Below are 16,556 nucleotides of genomic sequence, written 5' to 3'. Positions count from 1 at the left end.
TTTATGAATATCAACTATTATATGTATTCTTTCCTACTGTTTAATAATTAAAAAATATATTCAATTGTTTGATCTATCTTAGCCATATCTTTTAAAGGTAAGTTTTCTATCTGACTTAGTCTTCTTTCCGTAAAATACAAAGATTTTAGTTGAGAAATAACAACTTGTCCATGAGTTTCCATTTCATCAAGTTCATCAAGTAATATATAACGCGTTGGTATATTTTTAATTATAGAAGTTATTAGGCAAATTACTGCAAACATTGTCTTTCTATTAGATTCATATCTAAAAACTACTAGACCTGGACATCTTTTCTGAATTTTTTTCAGTTGAAGGATCGAAATCTATCCATACAATATCGCCCTTTTTAGAAATGTATTTCTTTTTGTCACTCATTAAAATAATTCTCTCTCTCCAGGTTCAATATCATGCCATTCGTCTTTTTCATAGTACTCCTCTTCTGCTCCACCACTAAATGGATCTTGTAATTTGGGAACTAATGTAATTGCCCCGTCATCAGAATACATCACTATATATTCTTGGTCTGCTTTTGGTTTTTGTCCATTATTAGATGGTAAAGTCAATACTACAGAACTTTCTTGTTTCCTTGATTTTGTAGTTAACATACAATCACTCCTCATCATTCATTATACTGTATATTTCAATAGGTTTAAAGAATTCTATACTATGATTAATTAACTTAATGTAATTGAATTAAATAGATGAGATTAAATATTTTGGGATTAATTAACCAAGGTCAAAAACTTTTGTTCAGAAAAAATTGTAAAGAACCCTACTACCATAGGTAGCCGCGGGGGTCTGTTTGCCTCTTATTCGCTTGCTGACTGTTTGTTCCGTTTTTCAATCCAGTGCTTGAAAAATGCTAAAAGCACTCCCATAAATAATGAAGCAAGAATAGTAGAAAGTACATACTTTGAAAGGTTTTGTTGCAAAGTTTTCTAACAAATACAATTTAAGGTAAAATAGAGAAAAATGATAGTTTGGAGGAATGAAGATGGATCCTTTTAAGGGGAAACAATTTCAGTAAGACGTGATTATCGTAGCCGTTGGCACTATCTTCGGTATAACCTCAGCTATCGAGAAGTACAAGAAATTTTATATTATCGTGGTATCCATGTTTGTCATAGCATGATTTACCGCTGAGTGCCGGAATGTGGAAAAGGCCTTTATCAAATTTGGAAAAAGAAAAATAGACAGTTTTTCTATTCATGGAAAATGGACGAAATTATATCAAAATCAAAGTGGAAAAGCACTATTTATATCTTGCGATTGACGCAGACGGATTGACTTTAGATATTTGGCTAGGTAAAAGCGTGATATACAAGCGGCGTACGCCTTCCTGAAACGACTGAAAAAATGGATTGGTACGTGAGTGCCTACCTAAAAGTGTTGATATGACCCCCATTTCAAATGATCTTATTGAATCAGTCGCTTTTAAAATTAATAATCGACCTAGAAAATGTCTGGGTTGGAAAACACCTTATGAATTTTTTTATAAAAAAGGTGTTGCACTTAATTTGACAATGTACGTCAATAATATATGTTTTATCATTTCTAGTTTCTTTCAAATCAGGTATCCAACACGAATTCACTTCATCTATAGCGTCACGCAAATTTTCTTTTACTACGCCTAAGCTTATGAGTTCTTTTTTAAAAAACTCATTGAAATAACCTTCTATGAAAACCAAATCCTTTTGTTTTTTTAAGTTTTCAGCAAAAGTATTATATCCTTATTAACGCTATAAACTAACAATTTCATATTTTATTCCTACTTTCAAAATAATTATTTTCTATTATTGCAACGCTGGACTTCCTTGAGTGAAAGTTATTTTTTTAATTTTTTTCAAAATTGACAACACTGGCTTATTAGATGGGTCTACTAACCCAATAATTTCAACAAAAAATCCTACTATTATTAGTAAAATAATGATTATAAATACATTCATTTCTAAACTTTGATAATTCATTAACAATGCAACAAAAGAAAAGATTAAAGTAATACTATAAATAATTAAAACAGCTCCTTTATGAGTAAACCCCAGATGTAATAATCTATGGTGTAAATGCATTTTATCTGCTGAAGTAATCGGCCTTTTGTTAACAATACGACGGATGATTGCAGATATAACATCCACAATGGGTAAGCCAACAATTATTATAGGCGTAACAATACCTATAAATGTTGCGTTTTTAAGATTTTGCAAAGAAAGTACAGCAATCATGAACCCTAAAAAAAGAGCCCCTGTATCACCTAAATATATGGACGCGGGATAGAAATTGTATGGTAAAAAACCCATAATGGCTGATACTAATATAAATATTAGTATTACAACGTAATATTTAGTATCTAACAAAAAAAAGAAGCCAATTATTCCCAAAGTTACTAATGAAATACTTGAAACTCCTGCCGCCAAGCCATCTAACCCGTCAATTAAGTTAATAGCATTTGTTATCCCTATAATCCAAAATACTGTCAAGGGAAAAGAGAACAGAGAAACATTCATATGTCCTAAAAAAGGCAATGTAATTTTATTAAAATTAATATCTCCTAAAAAATATACTAAACATGTTGCACTAAATATTCCTAGCATTTTTTTCCCAGGAGACAACTCATAAATATCATCTAAAAGTCCTGTAATAACAACCACAAATCCACCCAAAAGAATCGGGTATAGATATTGTTTTGGTATCAAACTATTAAACAAAACTACCGAAGAAAACATAAATATCAGAAATATTGAGAGACCTCCCGCGGAAGGTTTTGGCTCAGTATTTATTCTTCTTTTATTTGGATAGTCTACAGCATTAATTCGAAATGCAAACATTCTCATGATAGGCGTTGTCAAAAAAGAAAGGAAAAAAGTTATAAAAAGCTTAATTATTATAAAATACATAAGTTATTCTCCTTAGCTTTTTAAAAGCTCCATGTTTGTTTCGCTGTGCTTACCATAAATACCCTTTATTTCAGATGCTAAAATCATCAGATTAACAACAAATCAAGATGCCTCTATACTATCTTTACATGCTCTCTCTTTTTTATGTCTATCTAATTTCCCATTATTTTCGTATGTCTTTATACAATGTCCACAATGTAATATCGCCCAGCAACTCTTACATTTTTGGAATTGAAACTGTCTCGAATTTAACATAAACTCAGCTTTTTCAAAATCAAATCCAGCTTTTACCGAACCAATTTTTGTTAATCTAGAGATTTCACTCACTTTTTCACAAGGATAGAGATGACAATGTACATTTACAAACTCGTTGTGTTAGTTAATTTTAAAATTAACCTAGTGACCATCTAAGTGTAACAGAAACCGTACTTTGGGCTACTAGTAACCTTAAACTGGAAATCACAGTTTCTACTTTCTTGTTTCTTGTGAAAGTTACTTAGTATGTTGTCATCTACGGTCTCGCATGATTTTTGATTCTTTTTACGTGGTGTCCAGAAGTCTACGCCAATAGCGTGACAATCCTGTTTTAGCTTTTAACTAATATATCTTATCAGCCAACATTTGCTTATTTGGGGCTTGTCCCACTAAATCATAAGCCATGTTTACATCATGAATCGAAGCTGAACTTACCCCATAAGAGAGTGGAGATCCTTTAGAATCAACACTTAGACTGATTTTAAATCCGTAGTAATACAACTCTTTCGCCGCATTGTAGCCAATATTCTCAACTTCAGAAAAAAGCTTCGCTCGCCTGTTTCGAATGGTGGCACTCAACGAGCAAGGGAAACTGTCGATAATAGCATAAGTTGCTTGATTATCCAATGATTTTACGTATTTATAGTGAATAATTTTTAAAACATTATTCAAATTATCGCAAATTTTGCTATATCTAGAACAACTCGAAAAGTCAGAAGCAGGATCATAAAAAAAGCGCAGATTGCACGATAAGTGCATGACTGGTTTGAAAATCCCCAGATCATCGTGGCAACAATCACGGTATCTAGCTGTTTTTGTTGATCAATCTTTCGTCTAACGCGGACAAAGTCAGGAACAAACTCACAGTTTAATTCTTCAACCTTTTCCAAGGTTGTTTGATATTCTGTTTGAAAATCTGAATAACATTAGGTATTCTGTGATTTGGCTTTGCATAAAATATTCGCTCATTTTGTTAGGATTTTAAGCATATTTTATCGCAAAGCTTTTTTATTTTCTGCTTTTAAAATTAACTAGTACAGCAGGTAACTAGACGAACCAATTTATTGGAATCACTGCTACTATTGCTTCATTTTCTACTTTTGATCCTAATTCATTCAATAAAGTCTCTAAGTCTTTACTTTCACCTTTCAAGTAAGACGCGTATTCCAATGTTGACTCAGAAATTTCTTAAAAGTATGACTTAACATCAACTTTTTTATATCAAATTAATATGGATTTTCCGGATTTATCTTTGGTAATTTCCCATTCCATATGTGAGGTTAGATATACAACTTATATATTAAATAATATTATTAGATGATTTTAAAAAATTTTATTTCAATTTAATTATTCATTACAGATACATTTAATCAAAATAAAAATTTTACATAGGAAATCTACTAAATTAAACTCTGTGAATTTTAAAGATTTATTACTTAAATTTGTTTAGCTATGTTACCTTCTCTTTTAGTTAATGAATCATAGTCTGCAAAAAAATATTTTTTAGTTAATACAAATAATCCTAAAGTTGCTAAATAAAGCAACCCATAAAGAACTAAAAAATTTTGAATATATCCTACTTGATATGCAGCACTAATTAAGTCTATAACAGCGTGAAGAACAATTGCTAACGGTAATATTTTAAGACTGTTAGAGTGCTTAATACCATACCAAACTATAATTGTTAATAAAATTTGTATAAAAAGCGCAGGAATCCTTTCTATCAAAATAAACAAATAGTGTGAAGACGGTGTGTTTATTAGTGTATCTACAATATTTTTAGGCAAATTAATGATAACTTGTTTATTATTTTGATTGATACTTATCATTAAAATTAAATTGTTTATTAAGGTACCTACTCCCAATATAAGAAGTTCCGCACCCCCATGTCCCAACCCATATGCAATACTTGTATTTTGTTCAGGATATTTTTTACTTAAAAATGCTAAACCAGTATAGCGGCCTATTTCTTCAAAGACTCCAGCTGTAAAAGCAGCATACATCATGTATACAATAGGATTATTAGTCTTCATAGAAATTGTTCCATTAGGAGAAGGCTGTAAAACTAATTGATGTATTATTGGTTCTAGTATCAAGGCAAAAAGAATAAATAATAGAAATCCACACAGAACGGGTATAAATCTAATCTTATATTTTTTACTAAAAAAAACATATACTCCTAAGTAAAATATGAGTAATAAGAATACAGACACTGAGCATAAAAAAATGGAACTGCTATTAATCATAGATATTTCTCCTTCTCATCCCCTCAATAATATTAATTCTTATTTCAATACAGGACGCTGTGAGAGGTCAATTTTATCGTTATAATTTTCATGATTTAAAGATATATTTTACAAAAGTGTATTGAACAAATGTTGCGTGAGAAAAGTAATAGGTTTAGTAAAAAGTGCACTTCTAAATAATTTATCAAACTTTATGGACTCTATCTATAGAATCTAGTAAACAGCTACAACTTGCTAGCTTATATAGAGGTAACTCGCCATATATGTTATAGAATCCTTACATTTTAACTCTTTGTAAGGTAACAATATGCTGTGTTAATAAAGTAATTCCTAGATAAAGAAGCGAAGAGGTCTGAACGTTTTCAATTAAACTATCAAAAAAGAGATGTGCGATGATTGTAATCGCCCAGATTAACAGAGTTATTAAAGTTCCTTTTCTATAAACTATATTATGTGTTTGCCAAATTTTATAAGTACAAGCACGAGCTATCCCTGAGCCTATAGCTAAAACTAGAAATACAAATATTAAAATTTCAATTGAACTTTTATCTAGAAGTAACTGTTTCGATGAAATTCCTTTATAAAATATATTAATTCCCACTAACATAATTGCTAAATAACTCCATACACGCCTTTTTTTGATCTTTCTTATTCTCAACTGATTATATATAATTAAAAGTAAGACCATTGCGTACAAAAAATTAACCAATATATACACCCCCTATCTACTGTTAATTTAACAATGTAACTTAATTAATTCTTTATTCCTAAAATTAGAAACTATTCAATTATGTAAATCTTTAGATTTAGCATATTTATTAGCATTGAATAATTTTTATTTTTATCCTTACAATACTATTTTTCCATCTATCAATATAATTAATTGTTCTATTAAATACATAAACAATTTCATGTCATCTAAGCCTAACATCTTTTTATTATTAGAATTGCTTAAAAATAAAATTTTTATCAAATGAACAGTTACTTTAACAACAGTTATTCTTATAACAGATGAAATAGTAAGATTTAACATATCATCAAATATATTGTGATATATTGAACAAGATGTACCAAGAACAATTAAATTTTATAATCAGAAAGTATAAAGAAACATACTTAACTATTTCCTTGAAAGGATTATACTCCTTTGGATTTTAATTAGCAATAATTCTTATGAATTAATTGTTGCTAAAGTTTAATCATGTTAAAAAATCATTATTATCAGTAGCGTTGAGCATTATTACCAATATTTTTTACTTGTTTATACCCAAATTGCTAGTTAAATTTAAAAGTAGCCAAGTGAATATTTTAATGTCCTAGGAATAACCCTTTATGCTTCTTCAAGCAGAAAACTGTAGGTCAACAGAATCACCTTTAGTTTGGTCTCGAATCCTACTAGAGAGCGGTTTAAAACCCCATTTTCTCTCAGTTTTATTAATGTAGAAAAAACTGTTTTAATACGCTCTCATAGCATTGTAGCCAAAAGTTGCAATGCCTTTAAATAGCTTTGCTCGATTTCGATTCTTTCTAACAGGTGCACATAATGGAATTGGTCTACTGTCTAGGACGGAAATAGGACAGTTTTCATGTAACGATTGTACGTAATTAACACGAATGATTTTAATCACATCTGATAATAACCCGCAGATACGTTAGTATCTAGAACGTTCTGGAAAACTATCAGGAAACAACATGGAACTAATCGCTTTATACTGGGCTATTTGTGTTGTATATATTTGCGTTGTCGCCAAAATAATCGCTAAAAGGATAACGAAATCGGATTGAATTTATTGGCCGATATTTTTATAATTGTTAATTTTCTGAGGAACAAACTCATTATACCAAGGCAACACTTTTTCTTTTAGTTTTGAAAAAGATAGTTGATAGTCTTGTAATATTTTTATATTCTGTAGTGGACTTTGCCTAGAATTATCACTTATTTCGTCGATATTTTGAGTTAATTCTAGGCAAAGTTTCTTTTATTTTCTATCTCTAAATTTAACTAGCACTTTGGGTGCACTCTAGCGAAGAAATGCTTCCCTAATGCTAAACTCATCATTGATCTTTTTCATGTCGTTCAACACATCGGTCAGACCATCCGAAACCATTGAATCACTTGGACAAACCCGCCTATTTAAAAGTCCAAGTTTGGCTGAAAAATGACAAGGAAAACAACTCAAAAAATACTGGAAGTTATTACAAAAAATAAAGAAAATTTGAGTAATTTAAACCGTCGTTGGCGCATTTCGTTTAAAGCTTATTTGACTCAAACAGAGCTTGTGGACAGACTATTTTCCTATAGCGTTGAATTACACAAGTTGTCCCAAGACTTTTTCTATGCCGTTCATAAACGAAACCAAAAGCATTTTTATATCTTGCTTACTCACAGTGTCTCTCTCTTGCAGTTACTTATCAAACAACCTTACGAACCTTTAGAAAATACCAAAAACAGATTCATCATGCGTCGAATTATTCTTATTCGAATAGACAATTGGAGTGTCTAAGTAATCATATCAAATCGTTAAACCGGAATGCCTATGGTTTTCGTAACTTTTATAATTTCAAATTGCGGATTTTCGTCCAACAAGAACAAGCCATACAAACCAAATAAAAAAGTCCAGAGGATTTTCTACTCTGGACCTGATGCTATTCTACATTTTCTCTTTACCAACATTATTTGACAAAGAGCCGTAATTCCATCATAGATGGGGCATTGCTTATGATGTAGATAGGGAATCATTGGCATTTAACAAAGTATTTTTTTATAAACTAGTTAGATTAGCCGCATTTGCTTAGCCTTATCAACTGCAGTTACACGGGAATTAACCTCTAATTTACGGTAAATGTTTAAAATATGGGTTTTGACTGTTGCTACTGAAATAAACAATTTTTCACTAATCGCTCTATTAGTCATTCCTTTAGCCATTTCCCCTAAAATCTCGATCTCTCGCTCAGTTAATAAAGAACCTGATCTGATACAGCATAAATTCATTATTTCGTTATGAAAGTCTTTCTCACGCGGTTCCAAATTTGCATCTATTTTATCTTTCAGCAGTTCAATAAGTTGGGCGATTTCTTGGCGAAAAAGAAAGAAGTTGTTCAAGATTTGGTTTTCACTGCCATAATACAAACACTCATGATAAATATTAAGCAGTTGCCTTGAGTTATCTCCTTTTATTTGCAGCAATGCTGACAGTTTTAATAGGTTAGCCTCAATGATTTTGGCGTAAATACGTTGCTTTCGACTCTTTTCTAAAATTCGATCAGTCACATATATGCATCCTTGATAGTCCCTTCTTTTTAACAGGATCATGCCATAAAATAGCTGATAAGCCATATTATGAAGTTCAGGATGTTGCTTATAGACTTCGATAAATTGCTCTTCATAATAGCCCGGCAGCTGATCAATCTTCAGAGCGTATTTCATGATACCAGATTGTGTAAAGGGATTGTTGTAGCTGTTTGTTGTTCCGGTTTCCAATTCTTTAAATATTTGCCAGCCTTTTTCTTCATCACTGGCAAGATAATGAAATTCTGCTAAATTATATAAATAGGATGCTCGGATGTGTGGATGTTTGTTTGTGTCAGCTCTTTTCAATGTATCTGCCGCAGCCGCCAAATTTAATTGTTTCAAATGAATACCAGTTATCGTGATAAAAAAACTAACTTGATAGGTCTCTTTCATCTTGGAATTGATTCCTAAACTATCTAAACTCTGATAGACAGTTGTCAAAATAGCCAGGCTTTTGTTCAGTTCACCCGTCTCCTCGCAAATTTGCGCTAATAGTGTTTGATTAAAATAGCTCAAAAAATTACTTTTACTCTTTTGATTCAATTTTTCACTTGCTTCAATGAATTGTTTTGCTTGCTGGTAGCTTTCCTTAAAAAAGAGAATCACAGCACTTTTCAAGAAAATGAGTGCTTTAGATACATCATCAAGCTTCAGTTGATTAATTTCTTGAATCGTGTTCGGTGTCTGATCGGTTGTTAAATAGTCAGAACCAAGCAGTAATTTAATGCCGCTTAACGCTCTAATTTCTTTTTTATCAGGATATTTTTCTTCCAGCGCTTCAATCAAATCGTAGCAATTATCATAATCAAGATTGGAATAATAATAGACAAATTTTTGAAAAGCAAAATCAATATTCGTCAACGTAATTTCTTTCGGAATTTGCTCGATATAATACATTCGCCGAAAAGATTGCTGATTTTCCACGATCAGATTCATAAGTTGCGGATATTCACCTAATTCGAATAATAAAGAAATCCCTTCATCCAGGTACCCATCTTCGATAAAAACAGCTGCCGTTTGTTTTCTTAAGTTTTGTTGTTGTTCGACCGGCAGTGTTTGAAATTCTTTAACTAGGTATTCTTTAAGGATCGGATGAAAAGTAAATTTTTGCTCCACATTATCAATACAAGTAATCATAAGATTCTTTTCCAGCAATCCCTCAATCATGGACAAGAAATTGACCTTTGGAAAAATTTCTCGACTTACGTTGGGATAGACGAAGGGAAAGAATCCTGAGATAACCAAAAATTCCTGCTCCTCTTTCGATAAGTTGTCAAATATTTCTCTTGCTAGATATTCCGAAAGGATTTTATTTTCAAAGCTGATTTTTTCAACATGAGGTTGATTGATCTTTTTAACCGCCATCAACAATTTCAATCCACCGATCCAGCCCATCGCAGTTTCAAGTAAATAGTTCTTCGCTTCTTGAGAAAGCTCTTCACGAGAATTTTGCTGAATAAAGGTCGTTCCCTCATTATCAGATAAAAGAAAATCGTCTTCCCGGATATACTGAAGTTGTTCTGCCAATAGAAATTTCGTTAAATACAACTCCGGCTGATACCTAGTTGTGATTACTACATGTAAACTATCTGGGAGTTCTTCTAAAAAACGTTCGAAGGAATGAAGAACCACTTCATTTTTTACAGTATGAAAATCATCGAGGACTAGATACTCATCTGTTTCAATAGCTAAGCTATTTACTAAAAAGATAATAAATTCTTCAATATTTTCAGAGTTCATTCCTGATTGAAAATAGACAAGAAGTTCCTCCTTTGTCGAATCCAACCGCCCCTTCAGTGTTTCAATCATATAGCTCCAGAAAACGATCAAGTGATCACAATCTTCATTAAGGGTCAACCAATGCCATCGATCTGAAGGGAGATAACTAAGCTTCTCTCGGATAGCGGTCGTTTTACCATGTCCAGCACCTGCTTCTAAGATCATCAATTTTTTTTGAAGGCCGATTTGTATTTTTCCAGCTAATTCTTCTCTACTAATAAATTTTTCAAGAATTTCTGGTGCTTTAACGCGATTCGTTGATAAGTGTTTTTTCATAAAGATTTTCCTTCCAATAAAAATGCCCTTAGTATATCAGTTTACTCAATTACGGACATACTCCCTTCTTGTTTTAAAAATAGCAACGATCATCAAAGCCGTACTTACGCCAATCAAATAGAGCAGCCGTTGAGAATTTTCTCCATAGCTTTGGCCAGCCTCGATATTTTTAACTAACTCCAAAAATTGTTTTTGTGGCAACCAATGGATTAAGCTGTTGAAGAACTTATTGCCGTTATCTAGCGAAAAGAAACTTCCCGATAATATGGTGGTGATCATCATAATCATCGATCCCAACATACTTGCCGTATCTGCTACTTTGAAAAAGGATGCGTTGCAAATTGAGAATGACACCCCAAAGAGAGCGATCAAACCAATCAATACAAGATAATTGGAAACAGAAAAACCGATGTCGGTAAGACCCAAGAGTGAAATACTAGCAAGAATCAAAATATTGGGAATAAACAGCAACAGCCAAGAAAACAATGAATAGTTCGTGAATAATTTGATAAAACTAACTGGTGTGGTGTTGATTCGTTCCATAATGTGTTTTTCTTTATCTTCACTAAACAGCAGCATATTTGTTACACTGGACATCAATACGAACATCAACATATAGCCGATAATCATGCTGCCAATGCCTCCTTCTTTTTTCTGGATATTTCGAATAGACTGAGGATTTTTGAGGTACTCCGCCAGCTCTTTTTTATATTTCTCACCTTTAAAGGTCGTTATCGCGGGAGTTCCACTTCGCATATCAATAATTGCGTCATACATTCCTAAGACTAACGCTGATTTTTCAGGTTCTTGTGAAAGGTGATCTATTTTTACAGTATCCAAAACTACTTCATGTTTCGAAGGGCCGATTAGTCCAATTTTGGTTGAAAAATTTCCTTTACCGCTAACAAAAACTGCTAGAACAATGGATACAAGGATCAAACCTAACATGACAAAGAGCCGTGCTTTATTCTGCCATGTCCTCGCCCAATCATTTCTGAACATCGCGATCATACATATTCCTCCCCGTTAAATAGAATCGTCGATACTGCCAATATCAAAACAGAAAAAGCGACTAGCATCAAAAAAACTGAAGAAAAGTTTTCCGAATTCTGATCGTAAATCATTTCGAAGATTGTCTGTACCACCTTAGTCGTAGGCAGCCACTTGCTTATCTTGACAAACGTCTCTCCTAAGTTGGCGATTGGAAATAGAAATCCAGAGAGCATTGCCAACGCAGCAGTCAAAATACTAAGGATTTGATTGGCAACTCCTTCACTTTTGAAAATGCAGCACATCAATACCCCGATACAGCTGAATAGTAAGTCCATTCCAATGAATAAAAGCCAAATCTGCAACAGCATGTCATCACCAAATCTTATTTGAAACAGCAAATGACAACTCACAGCGGCGATGGTATAAAAGAAAGTAGTAAAAATAAAAGTAGCAACAGCTTTTGAAAAAGGGATAAACCAATTACGTATAGGTGAATACACAATTCGCAAATTGGCCTTTTTGATTTTTTCCTCCATGAAACTATTGGCTGAAAAAGTCGCCGCATACATCGTTGAAAACAACATTAGTGTGACACCGTAATAGTCATAACTAGTAAAATAATCTCCATACAGTCCTCCCGTTAAAAAACCTAATATGGCGACTAACAGAAATGGGAACATTAAACTAAAGAATATCCACATAGGATTCGTAATCAGATTCATCGTATCACGTTGAATAATTCTAAAAAGTCGATACATTGTTCTTCTCCTTTCTTAATCTCTTAAAGATCGACCCGTTAAATCCAAAAAGATTGTTTCTAAATTAGCCTCTTGAACAACAACATTTTGGATTTTCTGTTGCAAACGGATTAGCTTATCGATAATGTGATCGAGATTCTCGATTCCTTTGATTGAAGTGATTAACAATTCATCATCGTTTAATGCCACTTCTTTTACACCTTCAATTTGATAAAAGGAGTCCAACAAAATTTCATTTGAATTACTGATTTCAATCGTGATTTTTCGTTCATCATTTTTTTCTTTTAAAGCTTCCTTTGTCCCCTCAGCAATAATCTGACCATGGTCCATAATAATAATTCGCGAAGAGATTTCTTCTACTTCTTCCATATAATGAGTGGTGTAGAGAACAGTCATTCCTTTCAATTGCATATCTCTGATCGAATTCAATATGTGATTTCTAGATTGAGGATCAATTCCTACCGTAGGCTCATCCATAATAAGCAAGGCCGGGCGGTGAGCGAGGGCACACGCGATGTTCAGTCTTCGCTTCATACCGCCGGAAAAGGATGCTACCTTTTCTTTTCGATGGCTGGATAACCCCACCGATGACAACGCAAAGGTGACTCCCGCTTCCAATTCTTTTCCTTTCAAGCCATATAAAGAAGCGAAAAATTGAACATTCTTTTCTGCTGTCAGATCTTCATATAAAGCCAATTCTTGTGGAACAACGCCCAATTGTTGTTTAAACTCCTGCAAATTCTTATCAATCGGAGCACCCTTGCAAGTAATATTTCCGCCATCAAACCCTAGTGCGCCACATAGAATATTGATTGTTGTACTTTTTGAGGCACCATTCGGTCCTAATAAACAAAGAATTTCTCCTTCATAAATTGAAAAGGATATTCCATGAATAACCTTTTTATTTTTATAGCTCTTTTCTAATTGTTTTACTTCAATTAATGGTTTCATCAACGCTCTCCTCCTTACAAATTCTATTGTATAGAAGGTTTAATTTGATTTCTATCAACCATATGGTTGATATTTAAAAATTATTTCACTCTATTAAAACAAAAGAACAGAAGTAAGATAGTCCGCCCATTAGATCTCAAAAGATACATAAATACCATATTTTATCTTTAAAAACCAGTTTTAGGAGCTTTAAATATCGTATAGTGATTTGACTACACCTTTTTGATGACTTTTTTTAGAAGGAATGGATTGATGAATTTAAAAAAATAAATTACTCCACTAGCTAGTTCAATTTGAAAAATCAATTTCTATCCATCGTACTTCTCATTTTTGAAAAATATACTCAATTTTACTGCTAGCTGACTGGATTCGTACCGCTGATGAGACTCCAAGTTTTAAAACGATTAGTAGTTCATTTTTAATTATTTCTTACCAGAAGCTCAAGTGGTCAATGATAGCTGCACCAGTTCTTCCATAGACATTCTATAGGCATCGCATAACCCAAAATTTTTCGTGGAAAATTGTTCATTCAACAGTGAAAACGTCGAACTGTAGGAAATGGCACATCCGAGTTTATTTGAAAATAAACTGCTAAATCATATCGTTGTGATTCTCATTGATTACACGTCCCTAAAAAGAATATGAATAGATGAAATACAAAGCAGTAATGTTTTTTAAATATAATATCAATAAACAAAGTGTAAATCCATATATATCAATATTAATACCCCTGTTTCAGTGAATTATATGCCATCTCTGAAACCTTATTATCTTTCACTTTTTCCAGTAAAAGTACTCTTATTTTCGTTCCAGTTTGCTCACAATCAAGTAAGGCTATATAATCCTTTTTTATCATTTTTGTATATAGAGGTTACTTCACCTTTACTTTCCAATTTCACAACAGTTTTTTCATCGATACCATGAATATATACTAACAAGGTAGGCAGATTTTCTACTATATTGACAATTAAATAGACACTCATTTAGAAAGGATTTTTATTATGAGAGACAAACAAAAAAAACCTCGTAAATTTGATAAAGAGGTTAAACAATCCGTTGTTAAAATCTATGAAAGTGACAAGTCTCAAAATAATTTTACTACTGAATGTCAAATTACCGTATTATCCACTGAGTAAAGCAATACTATGAATTGAAAATTTATAATGGAGAGATTCTTACAGCTCACTAAACTCAATAACAAAAAATGAAATGCCAAAATAGATTCTAGGAAACCAGTCCCCTATCACTTGCCTTGCAAGTTAATGAAAAAACCGCTTTTTTGACAATATTAGCCTCATGCAACTTAATTTCTTATATCATTCATGCCAGCTTTTGATGGTTTAATAATTAACTATATGAAACGATCGTAACAGAAACGTTAATATAAATCATAAGCACTAATATGCCAGTAGATACCATGTGGTAGAGTGCAAGTGGTAAGGATTTACTATTATGTATATTGATCGCATTCCAATGGAGATACATACAAGCTGTCCGCTATTCAGCAGTAATAATACTATTACAAAAGCGAGCAGAAGTGTACCTGTAGAAAAACGAAAAACTAGCGATTTATCGCTGGCTCTGATATGCTTTCCTCTGTTTCTATTATACTACTTTCTACGTATGAAAAAGGGCTCTATACTTTCTGATGTTGGTATTTTTACCAACATCTTTTTTGATTCACAAAAAAGACACCTCGAAATTCTGTAGAATTAAAGTCGCTAAACCCACTCTAAGGAGTCCTATACTGAGCTTATCAAAGAAATCCTAAATATTCTAGACCTATATGTTACTTTCGAAGAAAATTGTTTGCGAAAAGAAAAAATAAACGGACAAATTTGTAAAGTTTATACAGGAAAATTAACCTATTCTCCAAATCCCTGTGAACATTGTAAAAGTCATTCCATGATTATTCGCTGGGGAATGACAACCGTTCGTTTGTTACTTAATAAAGTCGCAGAATTCAAAACATATCTGGAATTGAAAAAAAACGTGTTAAATGTCACGCATGTCAACGGACTTTTGTTGCGGATACAAGTATTGCAGAAAAGCACTGTTTCATTAGTCAATCTGTCAAATGGGCCATTACTACATGGTTGAAAGAAAATACTTCCATGACAGGCATCTCTCGCCAAAAAAATGTGCCTGTTTATCGTGTACTGAAACGCTTTTACCAACCGATGAATCCCTTTAAAACAACCTTACCAACGGTTCTTCACTTTGATGAATTTAAATCCATTCGTCAGGTTTCTGGTGCCATGAGTTTTATCATTTTAAATGGCCAAACAAGAAAATTGTTTGATATTGTTGAAAACCGACAATTGCCTTATTTAGAACGTTATTTTAATCGTTTTCCACTGTCTGTGCGGGAAAACGTCCAATTTATTGTCATTGATATGTACGCACTTTATGTTTCCCTAAGACGAAGTTCATCATTGATCGCTTCCATATCGTTCAACACATCGATCGGTCTTTTCGAAACCATCGAATCATTTGGACAAATCGCCTATTAAAAAGTTCAAGTTTAGCTGAAAAACGACAAGGAAAACAGCTCAAAAAACATTGGAAGTTATTACAAAAAAATCAAGAAAAGTTGAATAGTTTAAACCGCTGTTGGCGCCCTTCGTTTAAAACTTATCTAACCGAAACGGAGCTTGCGGACAGACTGCTTTCCTATAGCGTTGAATTAACACAAGGTTACACGTGTTGTACCAAGACTTCTTGTATGCCGTTCTTAAACGAAACAAAACGTATTTTGATGCCTTGCTTACGCAAAATATTTCTCACTTGCCAGCTACTTATCAAACAACTATACGAACCTTTAAAAAATACCAAAAACAAATTCATCATGCCTTGAATTATTCTTATTCCAATGGACAATTGGAGTGTCTAAATAATCATGTCAAAGTGTTAAAGCGGAATGCCTATGGTTTTCGTAACTTTTATAATTTCAAATTGCGGATTTTCGTACAACAAGGACAAGCCATACAAACCAAATAAGAAAATCCAGAGGATTTTCTCCTCTGGACTCGATATAATTCTACAATTTCTCTTTACCAATATTATTTGACAAAGAGCCGTAAGTTTACAC

At 32.6% G+C, this 16,556-nt stretch carries 12 protein-coding genes and 4 pseudogenes; 5 read left to right on the top strand and 11 right to left on the bottom strand.

Translation table 11 applies throughout. The annotated features are described in order from the left end of the window. Positions 1–47: 47 nt before the first annotated feature. The 3 genes and pseudogenes from IGI63_RS14335 to IGI63_RS14325 all read right to left on the bottom strand — a co-directional run bounded on the left by IGI63_RS14335 (position 48) and on the right by IGI63_RS14325 (position 953). A pseudogene (locus IGI63_RS14335) lies at positions 48–396 on the bottom strand (type II toxin-antitoxin system PemK/MazF family toxin). Next, positions 396–626 (bottom strand): type II toxin-antitoxin system PemI/MazE family antitoxin, encoded by a 231-nt coding sequence (gene mazE, locus IGI63_RS14330; protein WP_429976052.1) that lies wholly within the window; start codon positions 624–626, stop codon positions 396–398. Before mazE ends, IGI63_RS14335 begins: the two are co-directional and overlap by 1 nt. Positions 627–830: 204 nt before the next feature. Then, positions 831–953 (bottom strand): type I toxin-antitoxin system Fst family toxin, encoded by a 123-nt coding sequence (locus tag IGI63_RS14325; protein ID WP_429976051.1) that lies wholly within the window; start codon positions 951–953, stop codon positions 831–833. Positions 954–1,051: 98 nt separating this feature from the next. On the opposite strand from IGI63_RS14325, the pseudogene IGI63_RS14320 reads away from it, so the two are divergent. Then, positions 1,052–1,387 (top strand): annotated as a pseudogene (locus IGI63_RS14320) (DDE-type integrase/transposase/recombinase); the annotation flags it as partial. Then, positions 1,377–1,542, top strand: a pseudogene (locus IGI63_RS14315) (IS30 family transposase); the annotation flags it as partial. The pseudogenes IGI63_RS14320 and IGI63_RS14315, both read left to right, overlap by 11 nt. A 272-nt stretch (positions 1,543–1,814) precedes the next feature. Here the strand turns inward: IGI63_RS14315 and IGI63_RS14310 are convergent. The 4 genes from IGI63_RS14310 to IGI63_RS14295 all read right to left on the bottom strand — a co-directional run bounded on the left by IGI63_RS14310 (position 1,815) and on the right by IGI63_RS14295 (position 6,023). Next, entirely contained in the window at positions 1,815–2,915 is a 1,101-nt protein-coding gene (locus IGI63_RS14310; protein WP_429976050.1) for a glycosyltransferase family 4 protein, read from the bottom strand. Positions 2,916–3,512: 597 nt separating this feature from the next. After that, positions 3,513–3,929: a transposase gene (locus IGI63_RS14305; protein WP_429976049.1), complete on the bottom strand. Its 417-nt coding sequence runs from the start codon at positions 3,927–3,929 to the stop codon at positions 3,513–3,515. Between the two features lie 677 nt (positions 3,930–4,606). Next, positions 4,607–5,416: a YhfC family intramembrane metalloprotease gene (locus IGI63_RS14300; RefSeq protein WP_429976048.1), complete on the bottom strand. Its 810-nt coding sequence runs from the start codon at positions 5,414–5,416 to the stop codon at positions 4,607–4,609. 277 nt (positions 5,417–5,693) lie between these two features. Continuing rightward, positions 5,694–6,023, bottom strand: a complete 330-nt coding sequence (locus tag IGI63_RS14295) for a hypothetical protein (protein WP_429976047.1) — start codon at positions 6,021–6,023, stop codon at positions 5,694–5,696. Positions 6,024–7,470: 1,447 nt separating this feature from the next. Here IGI63_RS14295 and IGI63_RS14290 point away from each other — a divergent pair. Continuing rightward, complete coding sequence (locus IGI63_RS14290) at positions 7,471–7,527, top strand: hypothetical protein (RefSeq protein WP_429976298.1); 57 nt, start codon at positions 7,471–7,473, stop codon at positions 7,525–7,527. Positions 7,528–7,868: 341 nt separating this feature from the next. Next, positions 7,869–8,027, top strand: a complete 159-nt coding sequence (locus IGI63_RS14285; RefSeq protein ID WP_429976297.1) for a transposase — start codon at positions 7,869–7,871, stop codon at positions 8,025–8,027. Between the two features lie 162 nt (positions 8,028–8,189). On the opposite strand, the gene IGI63_RS14280 is transcribed toward IGI63_RS14285, so the two are convergent. The 4 genes from IGI63_RS14280 to IGI63_RS14265 are packed head-to-tail and all read right to left on the bottom strand — an operon-like array spanning position 8,190 to position 13,465. Next, on the bottom strand, positions 8,190–10,763 hold the full coding sequence (locus IGI63_RS14280) for a LuxR C-terminal-related transcriptional regulator (RefSeq protein ID WP_429976046.1): 2,574 nt from the start codon (positions 10,761–10,763) through the stop codon (positions 8,190–8,192). Positions 10,764–10,808: 45 nt separating this feature from the next. Then, positions 10,809–11,774 carry an ABC transporter permease gene (locus tag IGI63_RS14275; RefSeq protein ID WP_429976045.1) on the bottom strand — a complete coding sequence of 322 codons (966 nt, stop codon included), beginning with the start codon at positions 11,772–11,774 and terminating at the stop codon, positions 10,809–10,811. After that, a complete protein-coding gene (locus tag IGI63_RS14270) occupies positions 11,771–12,514 on the bottom strand; it encodes an ABC transporter permease (RefSeq protein ID WP_429976044.1) in 744 nt (247 codons plus the stop codon). Before IGI63_RS14270 ends, IGI63_RS14275 begins: the two co-directional genes overlap by 4 nt. A 15-nt stretch (positions 12,515–12,529) precedes the next feature. Continuing rightward, positions 12,530–13,465 (bottom strand): ABC transporter ATP-binding protein, encoded by a 936-nt coding sequence (locus tag IGI63_RS14265; protein ID WP_429976043.1) that lies wholly within the window; start codon positions 13,463–13,465, stop codon positions 12,530–12,532. A 1,755-nt stretch (positions 13,466–15,220) separates the two neighbouring features. On the opposite strand from IGI63_RS14265, the pseudogene IGI63_RS14260 reads away from it, so the two are divergent. Beyond that, a pseudogene (locus tag IGI63_RS14260) lies at positions 15,221–16,465 on the top strand (ISL3 family transposase). The last annotated feature ends 91 nt before the right edge of the window (positions 16,466–16,556 follow it).

This window comes from Enterococcus sp. DIV0086, from assembly GCF_050498705.1.
GTDB lineage: Bacteria > Bacillota > Bacilli > Lactobacillales > Enterococcaceae > Enterococcus > Enterococcus faecalis.
Note: the sequence above shows the minus strand (reverse complement) of the source record. Positions and strands in the feature narration are given on the sequence as shown.